The sequence below is a fragment of the Arthrobacter sp. TMP15 genome, assembly GCF_039529835.1.
Lineage (GTDB): Bacteria > Actinomycetota > Actinomycetes > Actinomycetales > Micrococcaceae > Specibacter.
Map to the genome: position 1 here is coordinate 2,585,843 of NZ_CP154262.1, position 20,423 is coordinate 2,606,265.

Here is a 20,423-nt window from a genome sequence, read left to right on the forward strand (position 1 = left end):
GCGGTCTCGTTACTTGCGCTATTTATCGTGTTCGGCCTTGGCACCCAGGGTTGTCTTCTGGATTTGCATGAGGAACTCGACGTTTGACTGCGTTTCACGGATCTTGGAGGTGAGCAGTTCAAGGGACTGCTGCATTTCCAACCCGGAGAGCACCCGGCGCAAACGCCACATGATCTTGACTTCTTCAGGGGAAAGCAGGTTCTCTTCGCGGCGTGTACCCGAGCCGTTGACGTCAACAGCGGGGAAGATCCGCTTGTCGGCGAGCTGGCGTGAGAGACGCAGCTCCATGTTGCCTGTGCCCTTGAACTCTTCGAAGATAACCTCGTCAGCCTTGGAACCGGTTTCTACCAGTGCCGTTGCCAAAATGGTTAGCGAGCCACCGTTTTCAATATTCCGTGCCGCACCAAAGAAGCGCTTCGGCGGATAAAGCGCCGCAGAGTCCACGCCACCTGAGAGGATTCGCCCTGAGGATGGTGCCGAGTTGTTGTAGGCACGGCCCAAGCGGGTCATGGAATCCAAGAGCACAACTACGTCCATGCCCATTTCAACCAAACGCTTTGCGCGCTCAATGGAAAGTTCGGCCACCTGAGTGTGATCATCTGCAGGACGGTCGAAGGTTGAGGCGATGACCTCACCCTTGACGGTACGCTGCATATCCGTCACTTCTTCAGGGCGTTCGTCAACAAGAACCATCATGAGGTGAACCTCGGGGTTGTTGATCGTGATCGCATTGGCGATCGACTGCAGGATCAAAGTCTTACCGGCCTTGGGCGGCGAGACGATCAGGCCACGCTGGCCCTTGCCGATGGGGGCCACCAGATCGATCACACGGGTGCCGATGATCTTAGGATCGGTTTCCAGGCGCAGACGCTCTGACGGGTACAGCGGCACGAGCTTGGCGAACTCCACCCGATCCTTGAGCTCGTCAGGGTTCTTACCGTTTACGCTTGTGACGCGCACTAGGGCGTTGAACTTCTGGCGGGCGCTCTGCGCCTGGCTGCGGTCTTCGCCTTCACGCGGTGCTCGGATGGCACCGACGACGGCGTCACCCTTGCGCAGGTTGTACTTTTTGACCTGGTTAAGAGAAACGTAGACGTCGTTGGAGCCCGGCAGGTACCCGGAAGTGCGCACGAATGCGTAGTTTTCCAGGATGTCCAAAATACCGGCCACTGGCAACAGAACGTCGTCCTCAGTTACTTCAGTATCATCGAAGTCAGGACCCTGGCTGCGACCGCGGCGGCGTTCGTTCCTGTCACGGAAACGATCGTTGCGATCATTACGGTCGTTACGGCTGTTGCGATCGTTGCGGTCGTTGGAATCGTTGGAATTCCGGTCACGGCGGTTACGACGGTTGCGGTTATTGCGCGATCCGTCATCGTCGTCGTTGTTATTGCTGTTGTTGTTGCTGTTGTTATTGGAGGTGTTGCGGTCATTATTTGAACGCTCACCACCTGAACGATCATTGGAAGAACGATCGCCACCGTTGCGCTGGCCGCGCTGGTTGCCGCGCTGGTTACGTGAATTACGATCGGCGTTCTCGCCGCTCTCGCCCTGGCCGGAATCAGTCTGGCCACTCTGAGCACTCTGGCCGGTATTGGTCGTTTCGGCGGACTCGGCATGAGTTGCCTCATTGTCCCCGTGGGCTTCGGAAGCCGCATCCTGCTGGCGTGTGTTGCTTTGTGAACGGCGGTTACGTGTACGTGGCTGCCGACGGTTTTCACCGTCATTCTCACCTGAACGGTTACCCGCATTGGTGGAATCTGCGGCCTGGGCGTTGGACTCTGCCGGCTCCTGAACAGCGGCCGCTACCGGTGCGCTGTTCTCTTGAGTTGGCGCCGAAGTTCCGGAGCCATTTCCTGCGCTGGTGGTGATGATGCCATCGCTGCTGGCAGCACGGCGGCTTCGGCCGCGACCGCGGGCTGGTCGTTCAGCGGCTGAGCTGGAATCTGTTGCAGCTACTTCCGGAGCCTTGGCACCCGAGGCAGTTCCGTTGCTGGAGCCACCATTGCTGGTCTCCGAGGAATCAGCAGCTGGTTGCCCCGGTGCCTGAGACGTCTTCTTCGAGGCTGCTCCGCGCCGACTAGGGGCAGAAGCCGCCGGAGCTTGCGTGTCAGCAGTCTTAGCAGCTGAGCGTGCCGGACGGTCAGTTACAGAAGACCCACGCTGGTGTGCGGAAATTGATTCAACAAGGTCGCCCTTGCGCATCCTCGATCCGCCAGTGATGCCCAACTGGCCTGCCAGAATTTGCAGCTGAGCCAATTTCAGGCCAGCTAAACCTGCAGACTTGGCAGGTGCGCTCGTAGCAGTGGTGTCCAAATCAGCAGCTTTGGAAGCAGCGGCTGAAGTTACGGTTTCGGTCACGAAGGATCCTTCCCCCTCGATGGCGGGCCCAATTATTGAGGCCGCGATGATTAGTGTCAGACTCCCCAAGTGCAACCGCACTGGCTGGCAAGGGGAAAAATCTGAGGTTCCATTTCTGTTCCTGAACAACGTCAGGGATCCAGGAAATGGTGTGGTTCACTCTATGAATCAAATCTGAAATGGGAGTGATCCTAGGAGCAATGCGGCGGCTGCCATGCGTTGATCCAGCGGCCACCGTGCAAGAACGCACAGACCGTTAGAGTGGCATCAAGTGTCCTATAAACAAAGTTTATTTCCGCACTGGCCAGATGGCAGCCATTCAGGGAAAGCATTTATGGGCTACGGATGTACTTCCACTTTAGCACCTTCAAGGTCAATCTGAAGCCGCGATACTCGCCAGGACACGCCGTGTTCGGACGAATTCAGGAAATTCCCGCCCTTTTTTGTGATGTAGCCCACAATACGCTCCGCTTCGGCACCGCCATTGGCCAGCACCATAACGGTTGGACCCGCTCCCGAAATAAAAGCTGCGAAACCCTCCGCCCGCAATTGCCGAACAAGAGCGGCACTCTCCGGCATCGCCGCAGCCCGGTAGTCCTGGTGCAGGTAGTCCCGCGTGCCAGCAAAGAGCAAAGACGGATCCTTCGTCAACGCATGCATCAGCACCGCGGCCCGGCCTGAATTAGCCGCCGCGTCAGCGTGAGAGACCATAGCCGGCAGCATTCCGCGGGCCTGTTCAGTTTTCAGTTCAACGTTCGGGATTGCCACCACAGGAATAACCATGGACGACGGCGTGACCTTGGCACTGGCGTATCCCGAGCCTTCCTGCCAGGAGACGGCGACGGCACCATATATTGCCGGGGCAACATTATCCGGGTGACCTTCAAGCTCTGAGGCCAACTGCAGAATCCAGGCTTTGTCTTGCCGATCCTCCGGTTCCACCAAAGCATTGGCGGCCATAATGGCCGCCACTATGGCCGAGGCCGAGGAGCCTAGACCACGGCCGTGTGGGAGCACATTGGCTGCTGTGACCCGCAGTCCGTGACGGCTGTAGCCCAGGCGTGCCCACACCAGATCAATAGTCTTAACAACCAGGTGGCTGGCATCTCGTGGAAGGTCCGCAATCCCTTCTCCGCTGAGTTCAAACTCCAGCTCATTGGCGGCCAGGGTTTCGATGTTCAGGGTGTCATACAGCGATACTGCCAAGCCTAAAGAATCGAAGCCCGGCCCAAGGTTTGCGCTTGTGCCTGGAACACGCACCGTCACGCTAGCCCCAATGGCGGGCGTTTTTAGAATCGAGGAAGTCATGGAGGTGCCTGTCATGATGGTGTGCGGCTAGTCTGTCAGGCCCAGAGCATCGGCGACTGTAACCACGTCAAAGGCAACCGACTGTGGAGCCGCTGAGCTGCCGTCTGCGTTTTTCAGCGCCCAATCAGGGTCCTTGAGTCCGTGCCCAGTGACTGTGATGACGAATGTCTTGCCTGTGGGAACCTCTCCGGCCGCGTGCTTCTTGATAAGTCCCGCAACGCCTGCTGCCGAACCGGGCTCAACGAACACGCCTTCCTTAGCTGAAAGCCAGCGGTGCGCGGCAAGAATTTCCTCATCGGTGACCGCTTCGATGAGCCCGCCGGACTCATCCCTTGCAGCAATCGCCATGTCCCATGATGCCGGGTTGCCAATTCGAATGGCCGTGGCAATGGTGTCGGGTTCGGTGATGGGGTGACCGGCCACGAAGGGTGCCGCACCAGCTGCTTGGAAGCCCCACATGATGGGTGTGTGGGTGGACACTGCTGGCAGTGTTCCCGCAGTTGCGCTCTCATACGGGGCAGCGTACTCGCGGTAGCCCCTCCAGTAGGCGCTGATGTTCCCGGCGTTGCCCACGGGCAGCACATGGTAATCCGGCGCATCCCCTAGTGCGTCCACCACTTCAAAGGCACCAGTCTTCTGGCCCTCAATGCGGGCGGGATTAACCGAGTTAACTAAAAAGACCGGGTAGGAATCCGCAAGCTTACGGGCTACATCGAGGCAGTTATCGAAGTTACCGTCCACCTGCAAAATGGTGGCCCCATGGGCCACTGCTTGGCTGAGTTTACCCATGGAGATCTTACCCTCGGGAACCAGCACGGCACAGGTCAGCCCTGCAGCTTTGGCATAGGCAGCCGCTGAAGCAGAGGTGTTGCCCGTGGAGGCGCACACAACAGCTTTGGCTCCGGATGCAACGGCGGCTGTCATGGCCATTGTCATGCCGCGATCCTTGAATGAACCTGTGGGGTTCATTCCTTCCACCTTCAAATACACCTTGGAACCGGTTAGTTCAGAAAGATGCCGCGCAAACACCAACGGTGTTCCGCCCTCACCCAAGGTGATGATCTTAGTTTCTGCCGTGACAGGCAAACGCTCTGCATATTCGCGGACAACCCCGCGCCACTGGTGAGCCATTAGACTCCCTCCACCCTCAAGACACTAGTAACTGAATTTATGACGTCTAGGCCATTGATGGCTGCAACGGTTGCTGCCAAGGCAGCCTCGCTTGCTCGGTGAGTGACAATACGCAGCTCGGCTGCGCCGTCTCCATCGCGTTCACCACTTTCCCGGTGAACTGTTTGGCGCATCGATTCAATTGATACACCGTTCTCGGCGAAGAGTGCGGAAATCTTTGAGAGAACCCCCGGCTGATCTGCTGCATCTAAATCAATGTAGTAGCGCGTGGATACGGCCTCCAGGGGAAGCACCGGCAGGACCTCAATGGTTGAATCTGTCCGGCCGGGCCCACCCAGCACTAGGCGGCGGGCCGCTGATACAACATCGCCCATGATGGCCGAGGCAGTGGGGGAACCGCCGGCGCCTGGTCCGTAGAACATGAGCTCTCCGGCTGATTCCGCTTCCACAAATACCGCATTGAACGCCCCACGCACAGCAGCCAACGGGTGTTCACGGGGAAGAAGTGTGGGATGCACGCGGACGCATACGCCGGAGGTGAGCTCACCGGCGTCGTTAGTTTCCGTGATCTTCTCGGCAATGGCCAGCAACTTGATAACATAACCGGCATCTTTTGCTGCAGCAATGTCGGTGGCTGTTACGGAGGTGATGCCCTGACAATGCACATCCTCAAGTGCAAAGCGGGTGTGGAATGCCAGCGAGGCCAAAATCGCGCCTTTGGCTGCTGCGTCCAGGCCCTGCACATCGGCGGTAGGATCCGCTTCCGCATAGCCCAGCCGGGTAGCCTCAGCCAAGGCATCGGAGAATTCGGCGCCCGTGGAATCCATGGCGTCCAAAATGAAATTAGTAGTGCCATTGACTATGCCCATGACGCGGGTGATCTTATCCCCGGCCAGGCTGTCAGTGATGGGGCGCAAAATCGGGATGGCACCAGCTACGGCAGCCTCGTAGGAGAGCTGGACACCAGCGGCGTCGGCCTTCTCGTACAAGGTGGGTCCGTCAACTGCCAGCAGCGCCTTGTTCCCTGTCACAACAGCGGCACCATGTTCAATAGCTTCCAGGATCAACGTGCGGGCCGGCTCCAGGCCGCCCATGAGCTCAATGACGATGTCCGCTTCACGAACCAGTGCCGAGGCATCCGTTGTGTAAAGCTCCTGGGGCGCGGCATAATCTCGGACAGTTCCAAGGTTGCGCACGGCAATGCCGACAAGCTCAAGCCGGGCTCCTGTCCGAGCGGCCAAAGTGTTGCTGTCCTCAAGTAGAATGCGGGCAACTTGCGAGCCCACATTTCCTGCGCCAAGGAGCGCCACCTTCAGGGTTTTGATGTGGGTGGATACTGAATTCTCCACGGTATTGCGCTCTGTCAAAGGTCTCTAGGCCCCTAAATCGCGTGCCAGTAAATCGTCTTCTGTTTCGCCCCGCACAATCAAGCGTGCGGTGCCGTTTCTTACGGCTACTACGGGCGGCCGGGGCACGTAGTTGTAGTTGCTGGCAAGTGCCCAGCAATACGCGCCCGTTCCCGGAACTGCCAGCAGATCCCCGGCCGCCACGTCATTGGGCAGATATACATCTCTAACAACAATGTCACCGCTCTCGCAATGTTTGCCCACCACTCGGGACAGCGCAGGGGTGGCGCCGGAGGCACGGTTAGCCAGAATTGCTGAATAATCGGCGTCGTAAAGCACCGGACGAGCGTTATCGCTCATGCCACCGTCCACCGACACATAACGGCGCGGGGCCGTCACATCAGGCTGGCCAGCGACCTCAACCTGCACGGTTTTCAGCGTCCCGGTCTCATACAGGGTGAACGTTGTGCTGCCAACAATGGCGCGGCCCGGTTCAATGGATATCCGCGGAGCGTTCATGTTCAGTTCAGCACAGGTGTCTCGGACGACGGCGGCCATCGCCACTGCGATTTCCCCAGCTGGGCGCGGGGTATCCACCGCAGTATAGGCAATGCCGTAGCCGCCACCCAGGTCAAGCTCGGGCAGCGTGATGCCGTACTTGTTTTGGATTTCGCTGGTGAAGTGCAGCAGTTTGCGGGCTGCAATTTCAAAGCCTTCCGGCTCAAAAATCTGTGAGCCAATGTGGGCGTGGAAGCCAAGGAAATTGATGCTCTTTGCTTCCACTGCCAGCTTGGAGGCTGCCTCTGCTGCGCTCATTCCGTGCGCTTCGGGGTCTTCGGCAATGAAGGAGAGCCCAAATTTTTGGTCCTCGTGCGCCGTGGCGATGGATTCGTGGGTGTGGGCGTGCACTCCCGGGGTGAGCCGGAGCATGACGTTGGCCGTGGTGTTCGCAGCAGTTGCCAACTCTGCAACGCGTTTGAGCTCATGGAGGCTATCCACCACGATGCGGCCCAGCTCCATATCCAGCGCCCGCCTAATCTCAGCGTCGGATTTGTTATTGCCGTGCAGCCCTAAGTTGGCACCTTGCAGCCCGGCCCTGCGAGCCAGTGCCAGTTCGCCGCCGGAACAGGTGTCAAGGCGCAGACCTTCCGCGTCAACCCAACGAGCCACCTCGATGGACAGGAACGCCTTGCCAGCGTAGTAAACGTCCACACCGCCACAGATGTCCTTGAAGGCGTCATCGAATGCCGTCTTGAACATGCGTGCACGGGCCCTGAAATCATCTTCACTCATGACAAACAATGGTGTGCCAAACTCTGCCTTCAACTCGCTAACGGGCACACCGCTGATGGTGACTTCGCCACTTTGGCCGCGTTCGACGTCGTGCGACCACATGACGGGCAATAAGGTGTTCAGGTCTCCAGCGGCCGGTAGCCACTTCGGTGCCAGCTCGGCGCCGGCAATCTTTGTTTGGCTCATAGTCCTACATCCGTTCCGGGGCGTGGACGCCCAGCAGTGAGAGCCCGTTGGCAAGAACCTGGCCCACGGCGTCGTTGAGCCACAGACGGGTGCGGTTCACATCGGTGATGGTTTCTTCGCCCATGGGGGTCACCCGGCAGGCGTCGTACCAGCGGTGGTAGGCGCCGGCAATGACTTCCAGGTGGCGGGCCACACGGTGCGGTTCGCGGAACGTGGCAGCCTGGGTCAACACCCCGGGGTATTGACCCAGAACAGCAAGCAGCTCGGATTCGGTGGCATGGTTCAACGCCGCCGCGTCAAAACTGCTGCGCTCAATGCCGGCCGCAGCCGCGTTGCGCCCCACAGCACAGGTGCGAGCGTGAGCGTACTGCACGTAGAACACGGGGTTTTCGTTGGATTTTTTAGTCAGCACGTCCAAGTCAATATCGATGTTGGAATCACTGGAGAAGCGGGCCAAAGAATAGCGGGCTGCGTCATTACCCACAGCATCAACCAGGTCCTCCATGGTGACCACTGTGCCCGCCCGTTTGGACATGCGTACGGGCTTGCCGTCCTGGACCAGATTCACCATCTGGCCAATGAGCACCTCAACACGGTTGGCGTCATCGCCCATGGCTGCAGCGGCCGCCTTGAGCCGGGCTACGTAGCCGTGGTGGTCGGCGCCAAGCATGTAGATGCACAGGTCGAAGTCGCGCTCGCGCTTGTTCCTGAAGTAGGCAATGTCACCAGCTATGTAGGCGGCGTTGCCGTCACTCTTAATGACAACCCGGTCCTTGTCATCGCCGTAGTCGGTGGAGTTCAGCCACCAGGCGCCGTCCTTGAGGTACATATTCCCGGACCCCTTGAGCTGGTCAAGGAGCTCCTCCACCGCACCATCCTGGAACAAGGAATTTTCGTGGAAGTACACGTCAAAGTCAACGCCAAAATCATGCAGTGAGGAGCGGATAGCCGCAAACATCAGTTCCACGCCCTGGGCGCGGAACTCTTCCTGCGGGTCCGCTGATTCCAGAATGCCAGGATTCTTGGCCATGACATCTTTGGCAATATCCTCTATGTACGCTCCACCGTAGCCATCTTCGGGAGCAGGAGCCCCCTGCGCACTGGCGAGCAATGAGCGGGCAAATTTATCGATCTGATTACCGTGATCGTTGAAGTAGTACTCACGGGTTACATCCGCACCTTGGGAGATGAAGATACGTGCCAAGGAATCACCTACGGCTGCCCAGCGGGTGCCACCTAGGTGGATGGGTCCGGTGGGGTTGGCCGAGACAAACTCCAAATTGATCTTGGTTCCTGCCATGGCAGTGTTGGTACCAAAGTTCTCTCCGGACTCCACGATCGCCTTGGCTAGTTCGCCAGCGGCCGCAGCGTCAACGGTGATGTTTAAGAAGCCTGGTCCGGCAATATCCACCTTGGACACACCCGGAATATCGCCCAGTCGCGTTTGCAGGATCGCCGCAATGTTCCGTGGCGGAACACCGGCTGGTTTGGCCAGCTGCAAAGCAATATTCGTTGCCCAGTCGCCGTGCTCGCGGCTTTTAGGCCGCTCAACGCGCACTTCCGTGGGTAGGGCCGAGGCAGGAACACTGAGTTCACCGGCGTCGACGGCTTCTTTGAGGCAGGAGGTAATGGCGGTGGAAAGTTCTTCAGGAGTCACGGTCCTAAGTGTACGGTTCCGCCCGCATCCTCCCCCAATCCGCCGATGTTTTGTTCAGTTTGTGGCACAACTTTTTATGGCGGACACTTCCGCTGCGCACGGAGTTGCCGCCGTGTTAGGAAGTAGCCGCCCGCGGTTCGAAGTCGTCTTCAAGCATTCTGGGCCGGCAAATAATCCATGCCCCGGTGCCCAGGAGAAACAAGGTAGCAAAAAGGAACACAAAGGGACCCGTCCATGAGCCCGTCCATTGACGTAGCAAGCCAAAGAACAACGGGCCTGTGCAAGCAAGGGTGTAGCCCATGCCTTGGCCGAAGCCGGACAACGCACCGGCGCCTTCATGAGTTCTGGTTCGGTGATTAATCAGCAGCAAGGCCAGCGGGAACGTCCCCGGCCCCAAACCAGTGAACACCACCCAGATCCAGGTTCCGGTGGCTGGAGAAAGCAACAAACCCAGGTAGCCAATAACGAAGCAGCCAAGCATCACCACTACGGCCGGAAATGGGTTACGCATCTTGGCCGCAATAATCGGTATGCACAGGCTCAAAGGCAGGCCCAGCGCGCCAAAGAGCGCAAGCATTGACCCTGCATGGGCTCTATCGAGTCCTGCTTGGGAGAGAATTTCCGGCAACCACGCAAACATCGCATATGTATTCAGTGACGTGCAGCCAAACATGAACGTCAAGCCCCACGCCGTAGGTGAGCGCCACAAGTTCATCTTTGGCGCCGGGGCAATAACGGCTGAGTACACTTCCAGCTCCGGACCCTGCACGGGCGCGTCCGGCTGATCCCCGGCGGCCGGCGGTTGACCCACGTAAGGTGGCACCGGAGTATTGCGTTGAGAAAAGAGGGCCATAAGCCAAGGAATAAGGGCAATGGTGCTGATGCCCGCCCATGAGGCCAACGAGAACTGCCAGTTGGTGGCATCAGCCATTGGCACGGCGAGCTGCGCGGGCAGTGCTGTGCCGATGGAAATTGCCGTGACGTAAACGGCTGTCATGAGGCCGATCTTGGTGGGGAAGTGCTTCTTTACCAGAGGTGGCAGGAGCACATTTCCGGCGCCGAGGCCACCGAAAGCCACAACCGAAAAGACCAGAAAAAGTGGCGTGCCGGGGACCATGACACGGGCCACTTGGCCAACGATTCCCAGCAATATGGAGGCCACGATGAGCTTTTCCAATGATGCAAGCCGGATGACATAGGGCGTGAGGAAACCGAAAAGCCCAAACGCCGCGGTGGGGAGCATGCCCAGGATGCCGATCGTTGCCGGGCTCAGCGGTAAATCGGTGTCAATGGTTGAGATCAGCGGCGGCACCACCGTGACGGCACCGCGCAGGGTCAAAGCTGTGAGAATAATGCCGGCTGCGAAAAGCCACATTTTTTGCTGTTTTTTCGCGTTCATATTCTCACCATTGCCCCAACGTTACCCTTAGTTGCCGGGCTCAAGCCGGGAAATCGGGGTGCCCTGGCTCACCCGTCGGATTCGAAGAAAGCACTCGCCTTCCCGGTTTACCTCCAACCCCTCACACCTGCTAAGCTCTTTCTCGTTCCCTTTGGCAGCCACGGTTGCCGCGCCTTCGTAGCTCAGGGGATAGAGCGTCCGCCTCCGGAGCGGAAGGTCGTAGGTTCGAATCCTATCGAGGGCACATTTTAATGGTGTCCGGTCCTGTGAAATATTTCACAGGACCGGACACCATTTTTTTCATCTTTGAACGTGCGCTCACCCTTGACTTCCGGCCCGGTATCCGGGAGGCTCATCCGCATCGACGACGCTGAAGGGTTAACATGAGCCAGCAGGAATTTCCCACGTTTCCGAGCGACTTTCTCTGGGGCGTTTCCACCGCCTCATACCAAATCGAGGGTGCCACCAGGGAGGACGGGCGAGGACCTTCCAGTTGGGATGCATTCGTGGCCCAGCCGGGCAGGATCTCAAATGGCGACACGGGTGAGGTTGCCTGCGATCACTACCACCGGTACCCCGAGGACATCAAGATCATGAAGGGGCTAGGTGTTGACGCCTACCGTTTCAGTTTCTCCTGGTCCCGCATTCAGCCAGAAGGCAAAGGCGCATCGAACCCATTGGGGTTGGAATTTTATGACAGGTTGGTTGATGGACTCCTAGAAGCAGGTATTGAGCCAAGCCCCACTCTTTTCCACTGGGATACCCCACTGGAGCTGGAACAGGACGGCGGCTGGATGAACCGAGACACGGCAGAGCGATTCGCTGATTATGCACAAATAGTTGGTGAGCGTTTTTCTGACCGGGTCTCCCGCTGGATCACCATCAATGAGCCCGCAGCCTTGACACTTATGGGCTATGGGGCAGGTATTCATGCACCAGGGCTCGCGCTAGGCTTCGATGCCTTGCCTGCAGCTCATCATCTGCTGCTGGCCCACGGACTCGGGGTGGCGGCATTGCGTTCTGCCGGGGCCGGGAACATTGGCATCGCCAACAATCACGGCGTCACCTGGCCAGCGAGCATGGCGGAGGAGGACGTTCAGGCAGCTGGCCTGTATGACAACATTGCCAACTGGATCTTTGCCGATCCCATTCTCGCAGGAGCCTATCCGGAGGTTTTGGCGCCATTCCTGCCGGCCATTCCCGATGGCGATTTGGCCATCATCTGCGCACCCCTAGATTGGTATGGCATCAATTCCTACAATCCCACCCTGGTGGGCGCACCCACTTCAGGTCAATCCGCGCTGGTTGACGGGCACAGGATCGATCAGTCACTGCCATTCTCACTCAGGGAATTGGAGGGTTACCCTCGGACAGATTTTGACTGGCCCGTGGTGCCGGCGGCATTCACCGAATTACTACTCGGGTTCAAAGCCCGATATGGCGAGAAACTACCACCAATTTACATAACGGAGAACGGGGCTGCCATCAACGACGGTCCAGATCGACAGGGCCGGGTAGCGGATCAACGCAGGATCGATTACACAGACGCCCACCTACAGGCATTGGCAGCCGCAATGGAGGCAGGAGTTGATGTGCGTGGATACTTCCACTGGTCACTTATGGACAACTTCGAATGGGCTGCGGGTTTTTCCCAACGGTTTGGGCTTGTTCACATCGACTACCAAACACAGCGACGCACACCAAAAGACTCCTACTACTGGTATCAGCAGTTAATCCGGCATTCCAAAGCCAACGGCATCTAGTTTTGCGCCAGCTACTTCCCGCAGTTGATCCCGGATTCCGGGAAGCAGCTGGCTGTATTATTTGCCGAAGAATTATTTGCCGAAGAATGCCAGCAATGCGGTGTTTACTTCCTCTGCATGCGTCCACAGCAAACCGTGGGGTGCACCTTCCACTTCAACGTAGTCTGCTTCTGGCAGTGCCTTGCGGAAACGCCGTGCTGTTGCCTCGATCGGAAGAATGTTGTCCTTGGTGCCGTGCAGAATCAACGCTGGTTTTCCGCTGGTTCGAACAACTTCAACATCGCCGCGGAAATCTTCCAGCCACGCTGGCACTACGGCGTACGCCGCAACTGGAGCGCTCAAAACAGCTGTGTTCCAGCTGGCAGTCACCATCTCTTGGCTAATCCTTGAACCCAGATTTTCCTCAAGATTATAGAAACCGGAGAAGAAATTGGTGTACCAAGCGAATCGGTCGCCCTTGGCCTGGGCCACAATATCGTCGAAGACCTCCTGGGGAACTCCCCCGGTGTTGTCATCTCCGGATAGCAGGAACGGCTCCAAAGAGGATAGGAACGCAAGCTTTTTAACTCGTGCGTGTCCATACTTGGCTACGTACCGTGCAAGCTCACCTGTGCCCATGGAAAAGCCCACCAGGATAACATCCTTCAGATCAAGGGTTTCAAGGACGGTATTTAAATCTGCGGCGAAGGTGTCATAGTCATATCCCATGGCAACCTTGCTGGATTGCCCGAATCCTCTGCGGTCGTAGGTGATGACCCGGTAGCCCGCATCCAATAACTCACGTGTTTGCCGTTCCCAACTGTGCCCATCCAGTGGGTACCCATGGATCAACACAACTGGCTGGCCTGTGCCTTGGTCTTCATAGTAAAGCTCGATGGTGGTGCTGTTTTCTTTTCCAACAGTGATGTAGCCCATGCTGAGATTCCTTCCTAACGAAGTGCGCAACGGCAGTGCACGCATCCTTTCATCACGCTAGAGAACGTACGTTTCACTGTCAATGATGTTCCCTGCATGATCCATGGCGGCCCGTCGCCAAAGCCCGTACTTGCGATGCCATCTAGTTCAGAAACATTTTGAAACCCGCGTGGGATTGAGTGAAACCCAGCCGCTCGTAAAAGCGGTGCGCTTCGGTACGGGAATGATCGCTCGTTAGTTGCACCAAAGTGGCGCCTCTATGGCTTGCTTCGGCCACGGCCCAGCGAATCATGGCGCTGCCCAGACCCGCTCCACGAAGCCCTTGATCCACCCGAACTGCTTCAATCTGCAGCCGGGTTGCCCCACCTCGAGCCAGCCCTGGCAAAAAGGTCAGCTGCATAGTCGCCACCACGTGAGAGTTGGCATCATCCACCACGCACAGCACATGGGCCGGATCGGCATCTATGGCGTGAAAAGCCGCCACATATGAAGCTCGCCGCTCCGGTTCGGCTGAATCAACAGCTGCCCGCAGCGAGTCTTGGGCCAACAGCTCAACGATCGGACCGACGTCGTCCTCTACCGCCCTGCGCAGCCGAAAATTCCTGTCTGCGAGCGCGAAACTTGCTAGTGACATGCTGTGATCCTTTCCGGCTGATGCCAGCAACAATGGACACCAACACCACGAGGATACCTAGGATCTGCCACAGATTCAGACTTTGACCAACTAGCAGCCAGCCCAGCACAATTGCTACCACCGGGCTGAGCAGACCCAAGAACGCAGCCGATCCGGCTGGAAGTTTAGATAATCCCCGGAACCAACAAAAGTAGGCCAACGCCGTGCCCATAAGTGTCAGGTAAAGGTAGCCAATCATATTTGGCACGCTTAACGGTTGGGTAGGCAAGCCCTCGTAGGCGAGCATCAGCAAAGTCAACGAGATTCCCCCGGCAAGTAGTTGCCAAGCCGTGGTGGTGAGCGCAGATTCCGGTTGACCCGAGCGTGAGCTGGGTTGGCCCCACTTCTTGGCAAGTACAGTTCCGGCAGCCATGGACGCTGTGCCCCCAACTGCTGCTGCCAGTCCGAGCCCATCCAGGCGCACCTGAGATTGCAGGACGATCAATGCCACGCCAAAAACTCCTGTGGCACCCGCTACAAGGCGTCTAGGCGTGAGCTTCTCGTGGAGCACCCTGCTGGCAAGCAATGCAACGAGCAACGGCTGAATGCCACCAACAATGGCAGCCACTCCCCCGGGAAGACGATACGCGGCAACAAACAACAGCGCGAAGAACATACCAATGTTAAGCATTCCCAGAATCCACGATTTCCACCACCAGGAGCCCTGTGGCAACCGGCGAGCCAGCGCAAGGAGCAACAGTCCCGCGGGCAAGGCACGTAAGACGCCCGCCAGCAACGGTCGGCTCTCGGGTAGTAGCAGCGTGGTGGTCAGGTAGGTGGTCCCCCAAAGGATCGGAGCCAGTGAAGTGACGATGACAAGTCCCAAATTTTTACTAAGCACTTAGCTCTCTTAGCTAAGTGCTTAGCGAATTGCTAAGGTGGGTCTATGCCAGAGCAACTAGACCGCATCCTCGCCCAATGGCGTGCAGAGAAACCGCATTTGGACGTTTCGCCCATGGCTGTCATTGGCAGGCTTGGCCGCGCCTCGGCTGCCGTAGATGCCCGTCTTGGCGCCACGTTCGCCGAGCATGACATGGACGCTTCAACGTTTGACGTACTTGCCACGCTCCTGCGCAGCGGACCGCCATACAGCCTGGCACCTGGGGCACTTTCACAAGATGCCATGATTTCCTCCAGCGCCGTTGCCCAACGGCTCAATAAGCTGGAAACCCGAGGACTTCTCACCAGAGCCGCCAACCCTGACGATGGGCGCGGCACACTGGTGACGCTGACTGCCGCCGGACACACCCTCATCGAAGCAAGCTTGCCGGATCATCTGGCTACTGAACACGCCATCATGGGCTCACTGACAAAGTCCGAGCAGGCACAGCTTGCTGCGCTGCTGCAGCTCCTGGAAGAAGGAGCGTGCTCCACAACACAACGTGGAGTGAGCGAGCGTGCGCCACAACACAACGTGGAGTGAGCGAGCGTGCCTGGGGGCGGGAAATATTCGTGAAAGACTTTCGCCATGACCAAATTGATCGCGGCGCTGGCCATTCTCGCTGTGTTGGCATGGGCAGTCACTGCCACCGCCTCGTGGATTTCCACAAAGAAGGCCCCCTTAGCCATCGCCGCAGGCCGGGCAGCAACACCCGTTTCGGCTGTACAGCTAAATAAGGCCATGCAGCGTGCACAATTGCGTGCTGTAGCCGCCATCATCTTTGCCTTGGTCATGTTTGCAGCCCTGGTCCGTGTCTCTGTCGGTTTGAGTGGCCAAGCGGGTTTAACAATCGCCCTCACTGCCGGATTGTCTGCCAGCGGCGGGCTCCTGATGTATTCCGCCTTACCTGCCGGAAAGCTCCCGGAAACTCCTGGACAACCATTAGCCGCCGGGCACATACTGCTCTTGCCTATCGCGGCACTTATTCTCTTCATCGCGTACCTGGTGCTCCATCCTCTTGCCTCATCCACGTTTCCCACGTGGAGCAACAGCATTGCGCTGGGGCTGGCCGGGTTGGCGTTGCTGGGCTCAATGCTCTTGGCGCTACGCAGGCTCTCCACCACCCTTTCGCTGCCAGATCCCCGGATGGCTGCCTTCGACCTTCGCTGGCGGGCAATATCCGCTACGATCACGGCCAGATTCACCAGCGGCTCACTGCTTGCCTACTTAGGTGGAACGTTAATCTTCTCCGGTCCAGACCTGTTCACACCCACCTCCACCTGGTGGGGAATCGCCTGCGTTGGTGGCGGCGGGGCCTTCGCACTTGCGGGGGCTGTGCAACTGGGGTTGGCGGCCAAGGACGGGTTGAGTATCCGTGCCAAAACCCTGGAAGCGGCTCCGGGAACACAATCGGCATAAACTGGATGGCACCATGACTTTCACTATTACCTATCATCCCGCGCTGCCTGTCTCTGAGCGCCGCGAGGACATCATGGCTGCCATCGCCGCCAACCAGGTCACCATCATCGCCGGGGAAACGGGTTCCGGAAAGACCACCCAGATCCCCAAAATGTGTGTGGAACTAGGGCTCGCGGAGCAGGGCTTGATTGGCCATACGCAGCCTCGCCGTCTCGCCGCCCGCACGGTGGCGGAACGCATTGCCAGCGAACTTGGCGTCGAGATCGGCGAGGAAGTGGGCTTCCAGGTTCGTTTCACCGGCCATGTTGGCCCCAAAACCAAAATCAAACTCATGACCGACGGCATTTTGTTGGCAGAGATCCAGCGCGACCGCCTTCTGCGCAAATACTCCGTCATCATCATTGACGAAGCTCATGAGCGCTCACTTAACATTGACTTCATTCTTGGCTATTTACGCCAGATTCTGCCCAAGCGCCCGGATTTGAAAATTATTATCACCTCCGCCACGATTGACCCGGAGCGCTTCGCCACCCACTTCGCCTCCCCCACAGCTCCGGCACCCATCATCGAGGTCTCCGGGCGCACTTTCCCGGTTGACATCCGCTACCGGCCGTTGAGTGGCCCTGCCACCGGGGAGGACCTCGACGGGGAGGACTCGCGTACCGACCCCCAGTTGGACGGCGGCAACAGTGAGGAAGACCGGGATCCGTTGGATGCCGTCTGCGATGCGGTGGATGAATTAGCCAAAGAGGCGCCCGGGGATGTTTTGATCTTCTTCTCCGGCGAGCGCGAAATCCGTGATGCCGCAGATGCGCTCTCGGCACGGGTGAAAACCAACCCAAGGCTACGCAACACTGAAATTCTGCCACTTTTTGCACGCCTGTCACTGGCCGAACAGCATGCTGTGTTCACCCCGGGCAGCCGTCGGCGAATTGTGTTGGCCACCAACGTTGCCGAGACCTCACTGACCGTGCCTGGAATCAAATACGTCATTGACACGGGTACGGCCCGCATCTCCAGATATTCGCACAGAACAAAGGTTCAGCGCCTTCCTATTGAACGCGTATCGCAGGCCTCCGCCAACCAGCGCTCAGGGCGTTGCGGCCGCGTCTCGGATGGTATCTGCATCCGCCTGTATTCCGAAGAAGATTACAACGCGCGCAGTGAGTTTACGGATCCTGAAATCCTGCGCACCAACTTGGCTGCCGTGATCTTACAAATGACGGCCATGGGTGTGGCGCAAGGACCCAAGGATGTGGCAAAGTTCCCGTTCGTACAACCGCCAGACTCCCGTGCCATCACTGACGGTGTAACGTTGCTGCGCGAACTCGGTGCCGTCAACGCGCAAGGTTCCATCACCGCCGTGGGCCGGCAACTCTCCCAACTGCCGGTGGATCCACGGTTGGGCAGGATGATTGTTGAAGCCGCCAAACGGGGCGTGGCTGCCGAGGTCATGGTCCTTGCAGCAGCCCTCACCATCCAGGACCCCCGCGAGCGTCCCACAGACAAACAGCAACTGGCCACCGAGAAACACAAACGCTTCCAGGATGAGAATTCTGATTTCACCGGTTTCCTGAACCTGTGGCGCTACATCAAGGAAAAGCAGAAAGAGCTTTCCTCAAGCGCGTTCCGGCGCCTGTGCAAGGCCGAATTTATTAACTACTTGCGGGTTCGTGAGTGGCAAGATTTGTTCACACAGCTTAAGCAAATGGCGAAGTCGTTGGAGATCAAAGTATCAGGCAATGACATTGACCCGGTGGCCAACCATGACGCTATCCATATGAGTCTGCTGACAGGTTTACTGAGCCATATTGGTCTTTATGATCAGCGTAAACGCGAATATGCCGGCGCTCGCGGGACAAAGTTCGTGGTGTTTCCGGGCTCTGCCCTGTTCAAGAAATCCCCAGACTGGGTCATGGCTGCAGAACTGGTGGAAACTTCCCGACTCTGGGCTCGTGTAGCAGCCAAATTTGATCCGCTGTGGGCTGAGCAGGTAGCTCCGGATCTGGTCAAGCATACGTACAGTGAGCCACATTGGTCCAAGAAAATGGGCTCTGTCATGGCGCATGAAAAGGTCACGCTATATGGGGTGCCCATTGTCCCCGACCGGCGCATTCACTATGGCCGGATCGATCCCGAACTCAGCCGTGAACTGTTCATCCGGCATGCACTGGTGGAGGGCGATTGGCACACCAATCATAAGTTCTTCCACCGCAACCAGGCTGTGCTGGCTGAGGTTGAAGAAATGGAAACCCGCATGCGCCGGCGTGATCTACGTGTGGATGATGAGACGCTCTTTGATTTCTATGACGAGCGTGTGGGTTCGGAGGTGGTTTCCGAGCGGCACTTTGACAAGTGGTGGAAAGGGGCCCGGCATGAGTCCCCCGCGCTATTAGACCTTGACTCCCATTTGGTCATGGCGGAGGAACCCGAACTTGATGAAGCGGCATTCCCCAAGTTATGGAACCAGGACGGGTTTGAGCTGCCGCTGTCCTATGAATTTCACCCTACGGCGCCAGGCTCAGCCCCGAATCCGTCCGACGGCGTGACCGTCCAGGTACCGTTGTTGTTCCTTAACCAACTCCCTGAGGCGCCGTTTAGGTGGCAGATTCCGGGGTTGCGCGCCGAACTTGTGACGGCGTTAATCAAATCCTTACCCAAGGCGGTTCGGAAGAACTTCATCCCCGCCCCTGATGTGGCCCGGCAGGCAGCGGCCGCTCTGGCAGCTGACTTCGATCCGTCGGTGGACGCTCTTGAGCCCTCGCTGGAATTAGCACTGCGGCGCATCAAGGGTCATGTTATTCCGCCGGGGTCGTGGAACTGGGATGCCGTGCCCACGCACTTGCGCATGACCTTTTCCGTGGTGGATAAAAATAATCGAATCTTGGAGGAGGGCCAGGACCTCTCAGCATTGGCGTCAACCCTGGCAGGAGCCACACGTCGGGCCATCGCCGAATCATTGGGTGCCACGCCCAAGACCACGCAGGCTGGGCGGGCTCCGCTGAACACTCCGGCCAGCGCTGCCAGCGCCGGAAAGAACGGTGCAGCTAATCTGCCAACGGTGCCAGCGGGCACGGTACCAGGTGGCTCTGGGTCAGATAAACCTGGGTCAGAAAGCACGGGTATCCAGGAACGTTCCGGGCTCACCGAGTGGAGTGTTGGAAGCTTGCCACGCGAAGTCAGGCGTTTGGTGGCCGGGCATACCGTGACGGGTTATCCAGCTTTGGTAGACGAGGGGGCAACAGCGGGACTGCGCGTTTTCCAGCGTCAGGACGTGCAGGAATCTGCCATGCGCGGCGGCGTCATCAGACTGTTGGCACTGCGTGTGACTTCTCCTGACCGCTATGTGCTGGACCACCTTAGCAACACGGAAAAACTCACCTTCAGCCAAAATCCACACGGCTCCGTCACAGAGCTGATTGCCGATTGCACGTTGGCCACCATAGATAAGCTCACCCCTGCACAGCTACCGTGGACGGACAAGGAATTCAACGCCCTGTATGAAGTGATCCGGGCGGAGCTTTTCGACTCGGTGTTCTCGGTGACTGCCGTGGTGGAAAGGGTTTTGGCGGCCAATCTACGCATTCGCAAGGCGCTCCGGGATTCCACCAGTTTGCCCCTCATCAGCGCCCTGAATGACATCAACGAACAGCTTGATCTGCTGGTTTATCCCGGCTTTGTGGCAAAGACAGGTTTTTCCCAACTCAGCCAGCTGCCGCGTTATCTGACAGCGATTGAGCGCCGATTGGAGCGACTACCCAGCAACGTTCCTCGCGACACGGCCTCAATGGCTGCCGTGCAACGTCTTGAAGACGAGTACGACGACGCCATGGCAGCTTTGCTGCCCGGGCAGCGTTCAACAGCCGGGCTGGAACACGTGCGGTGGATGATCGAGGAGTTGCGGGTTAGTTTGTTCGCCGTGGAGCTTGGAACAGCGTATTCGGTTTCCGAGAAACGAATCCGGGTGGCACTGGGCAAAGCAATGGCCTAGTTTCACGTGTGCTGCGCAGCCACCCAAGTCCTGAGCCAGAGTGGATAGACCTTTGAGGCAGCCAAAAGGGCTGGCACTTCGCTTTCCGCGAAGCGCCAGCC

The 20,423-nt window shown here is 58.1% G+C and carries 14 protein-coding genes and 1 tRNA gene; 5 read left to right on the top strand and 10 right to left on the bottom strand.

Annotated features, from left to right (window positions below; genetic code table 11):
* Nucleotides 1-18: 18 nt before the first annotated feature.
* The 7 genes from rho to AAFM46_RS11595 form a co-directional block, all read right to left on the bottom strand.
* Nucleotides 19-2,361 (bottom strand): transcription termination factor Rho, encoded by a 2,343-nt coding sequence (gene rho / locus AAFM46_RS11565; protein WP_343317914.1) that lies wholly within the window; start codon nucleotides 2,359-2,361, stop codon nucleotides 19-21.
* 339 nt (nucleotides 2,362-2,700) lie between these two features.
* Nucleotides 2,701-3,669 (bottom strand): homoserine kinase, encoded by a 969-nt coding sequence (gene thrB / locus AAFM46_RS11570; protein WP_343317915.1) that lies wholly within the window; start codon nucleotides 3,667-3,669, stop codon nucleotides 2,701-2,703.
* A gap of 27 nt (nucleotides 3,670-3,696) precedes the next feature.
* Nucleotides 3,697-4,800, bottom strand: a complete 1,104-nt coding sequence (thrC, locus tag AAFM46_RS11575; protein WP_343317916.1) for a threonine synthase — start codon at nucleotides 4,798-4,800, stop codon at nucleotides 3,697-3,699.
* Nucleotides 4,800-6,125: a homoserine dehydrogenase gene (locus tag AAFM46_RS11580; protein ID WP_283528642.1), complete on the bottom strand. Its 1,326-nt coding sequence runs from the start codon at nucleotides 6,123-6,125 to the stop codon at nucleotides 4,800-4,802. Before AAFM46_RS11580 ends, thrC begins: the two co-directional genes overlap by 1 nt.
* Nucleotides 6,126-6,173: 48 nt before the next feature.
* Complete coding sequence (gene lysA / locus AAFM46_RS11585) at nucleotides 6,174-7,625, bottom strand: diaminopimelate decarboxylase (protein WP_343317918.1); 1,452 nt, start codon at nucleotides 7,623-7,625, stop codon at nucleotides 6,174-6,176.
* Between the two features lie 4 nt (nucleotides 7,626-7,629).
* A complete protein-coding gene (gene argS, locus AAFM46_RS11590) occupies nucleotides 7,630-9,282 on the bottom strand; it encodes an arginine--tRNA ligase (protein ID WP_343317920.1) in 1,653 nt (550 codons plus the stop codon).
* Nucleotides 9,283-9,397: 115 nt separating this feature from the next.
* Nucleotides 9,398-10,681 (bottom strand): MFS transporter, encoded by a 1,284-nt coding sequence (locus AAFM46_RS11595; RefSeq protein ID WP_343317922.1) that lies wholly within the window; start codon nucleotides 10,679-10,681, stop codon nucleotides 9,398-9,400.
* A 171-nt stretch (nucleotides 10,682-10,852) separates the two neighbouring features.
* On the opposite strand from AAFM46_RS11595, the gene AAFM46_RS11600 reads away from it, so the two are divergent.
* Nucleotides 10,853-10,925, top strand: a tRNA-Arg gene (locus AAFM46_RS11600).
* Nucleotides 10,926-11,064: 139 nt separating this feature from the next.
* Nucleotides 11,065-12,444, top strand: a complete 1,380-nt coding sequence (locus AAFM46_RS11605; protein ID WP_343317924.1) for a GH1 family beta-glucosidase — start codon at nucleotides 11,065-11,067, stop codon at nucleotides 12,442-12,444.
* A gap of 72 nt (nucleotides 12,445-12,516) precedes the next feature.
* Here AAFM46_RS11605 and AAFM46_RS11610 read toward each other — a convergent pair whose 3' ends face one another.
* The 3 genes from AAFM46_RS11610 to AAFM46_RS11620 form a co-directional block, all read right to left on the bottom strand.
* The gene (locus tag AAFM46_RS11610) at nucleotides 12,517-13,359 is read right to left on the bottom strand and encodes an alpha/beta hydrolase (RefSeq protein WP_343317926.1); all 843 of its coding nucleotides are present in this window, start codon (nucleotides 13,357-13,359) and stop codon (nucleotides 12,517-12,519) included.
* 142 nt (nucleotides 13,360-13,501) lie between these two features.
* Nucleotides 13,502-13,993 carry a GNAT family N-acetyltransferase gene (locus AAFM46_RS11615; protein WP_343317927.1) on the bottom strand — a complete coding sequence of 164 codons (492 nt, stop codon included), beginning with the start codon at nucleotides 13,991-13,993 and terminating at the stop codon, nucleotides 13,502-13,504.
* Nucleotides 13,911-14,873: an EamA family transporter gene (locus AAFM46_RS11620; RefSeq protein WP_343317928.1), complete on the bottom strand. Its 963-nt coding sequence runs from the start codon at nucleotides 14,871-14,873 to the stop codon at nucleotides 13,911-13,913. The genes AAFM46_RS11615 and AAFM46_RS11620 overlap by 83 nt, the downstream gene beginning before the upstream one ends.
* Before the next feature lie 45 nt (nucleotides 14,874-14,918).
* On the opposite strand from AAFM46_RS11620, the gene AAFM46_RS11625 reads away from it, so the two are divergent.
* From AAFM46_RS11625 to hrpA, 3 genes are read left to right on the top strand one after another with little or no spacing between them, the layout of a single operon-like run.
* Nucleotides 14,919-15,455 (top strand): MarR family transcriptional regulator, encoded by a 537-nt coding sequence (locus AAFM46_RS11625; RefSeq protein WP_343317929.1) that lies wholly within the window; start codon nucleotides 14,919-14,921, stop codon nucleotides 15,453-15,455.
* Nucleotides 15,456-15,500: 45 nt separating this feature from the next.
* Nucleotides 15,501-16,331, top strand: coding sequence for a hypothetical protein (locus AAFM46_RS11630; RefSeq protein WP_343317930.1), 831 nt, complete (start codon nucleotides 15,501-15,503; stop codon nucleotides 16,329-16,331).
* Nucleotides 16,332-16,344: 13 nt separating this feature from the next.
* A complete protein-coding gene (gene hrpA, locus AAFM46_RS11635) occupies nucleotides 16,345-20,322 on the top strand; it encodes an ATP-dependent RNA helicase HrpA (RefSeq protein ID WP_343317931.1) in 3,978 nt (1,325 codons plus the stop codon).
* Nucleotides 20,323-20,423: the final 101 nt, after the last annotated feature.

Excerpts from the sequence above, each read along its gene's own strand:
- thrB (WP_343317915.1), bottom strand. The coding sequence starts at position 3,669 with ATGACTTCCTCGATTCTAAAAACGCCCGCCATTGGGGCTAGCGTGACG.
- thrC (WP_343317916.1), bottom strand. The coding sequence starts at position 4,800 with ATGGCTCACCAGTGGCGCGGGGTTGTCCGCGAATATGCAGAGCGTTTG.
- lysA (WP_343317918.1), bottom strand. The coding sequence starts at position 7,625 with ATGAGCCAAACAAAGATTGCCGGCGCCGAGCTGGCACCGAAGTGGCTA.
- AAFM46_RS11595 (WP_343317922.1), bottom strand. The coding sequence starts at position 10,681 with ATGAACGCGAAAAAACAGCAAAAAATGTGGCTTTTCGCAGCCGGCATT.
- AAFM46_RS11605 (WP_343317924.1), top strand. The coding sequence starts at position 11,065 with ATGAGCCAGCAGGAATTTCCCACGTTTCCGAGCGACTTTCTCTGGGGC.
- AAFM46_RS11610 (WP_343317926.1), bottom strand. The coding sequence starts at position 13,359 with ATGGGCTACATCACTGTTGGAAAAGAAAACAGCACCACCATCGAGCTT.
- AAFM46_RS11615 (WP_343317927.1), bottom strand. The coding sequence starts at position 13,993 with ATGTCACTAGCAAGTTTCGCGCTCGCAGACAGGAATTTTCGGCTGCGC.
- AAFM46_RS11625 (WP_343317929.1), top strand. The coding sequence starts at position 14,919 with ATGCCAGAGCAACTAGACCGCATCCTCGCCCAATGGCGTGCAGAGAAA.
- AAFM46_RS11630 (WP_343317930.1), top strand. The coding sequence starts at position 15,501 with ATGACCAAATTGATCGCGGCGCTGGCCATTCTCGCTGTGTTGGCATGG.
- hrpA (WP_343317931.1), top strand. The coding sequence starts at position 16,345 with ATGACTTTCACTATTACCTATCATCCCGCGCTGCCTGTCTCTGAGCGC.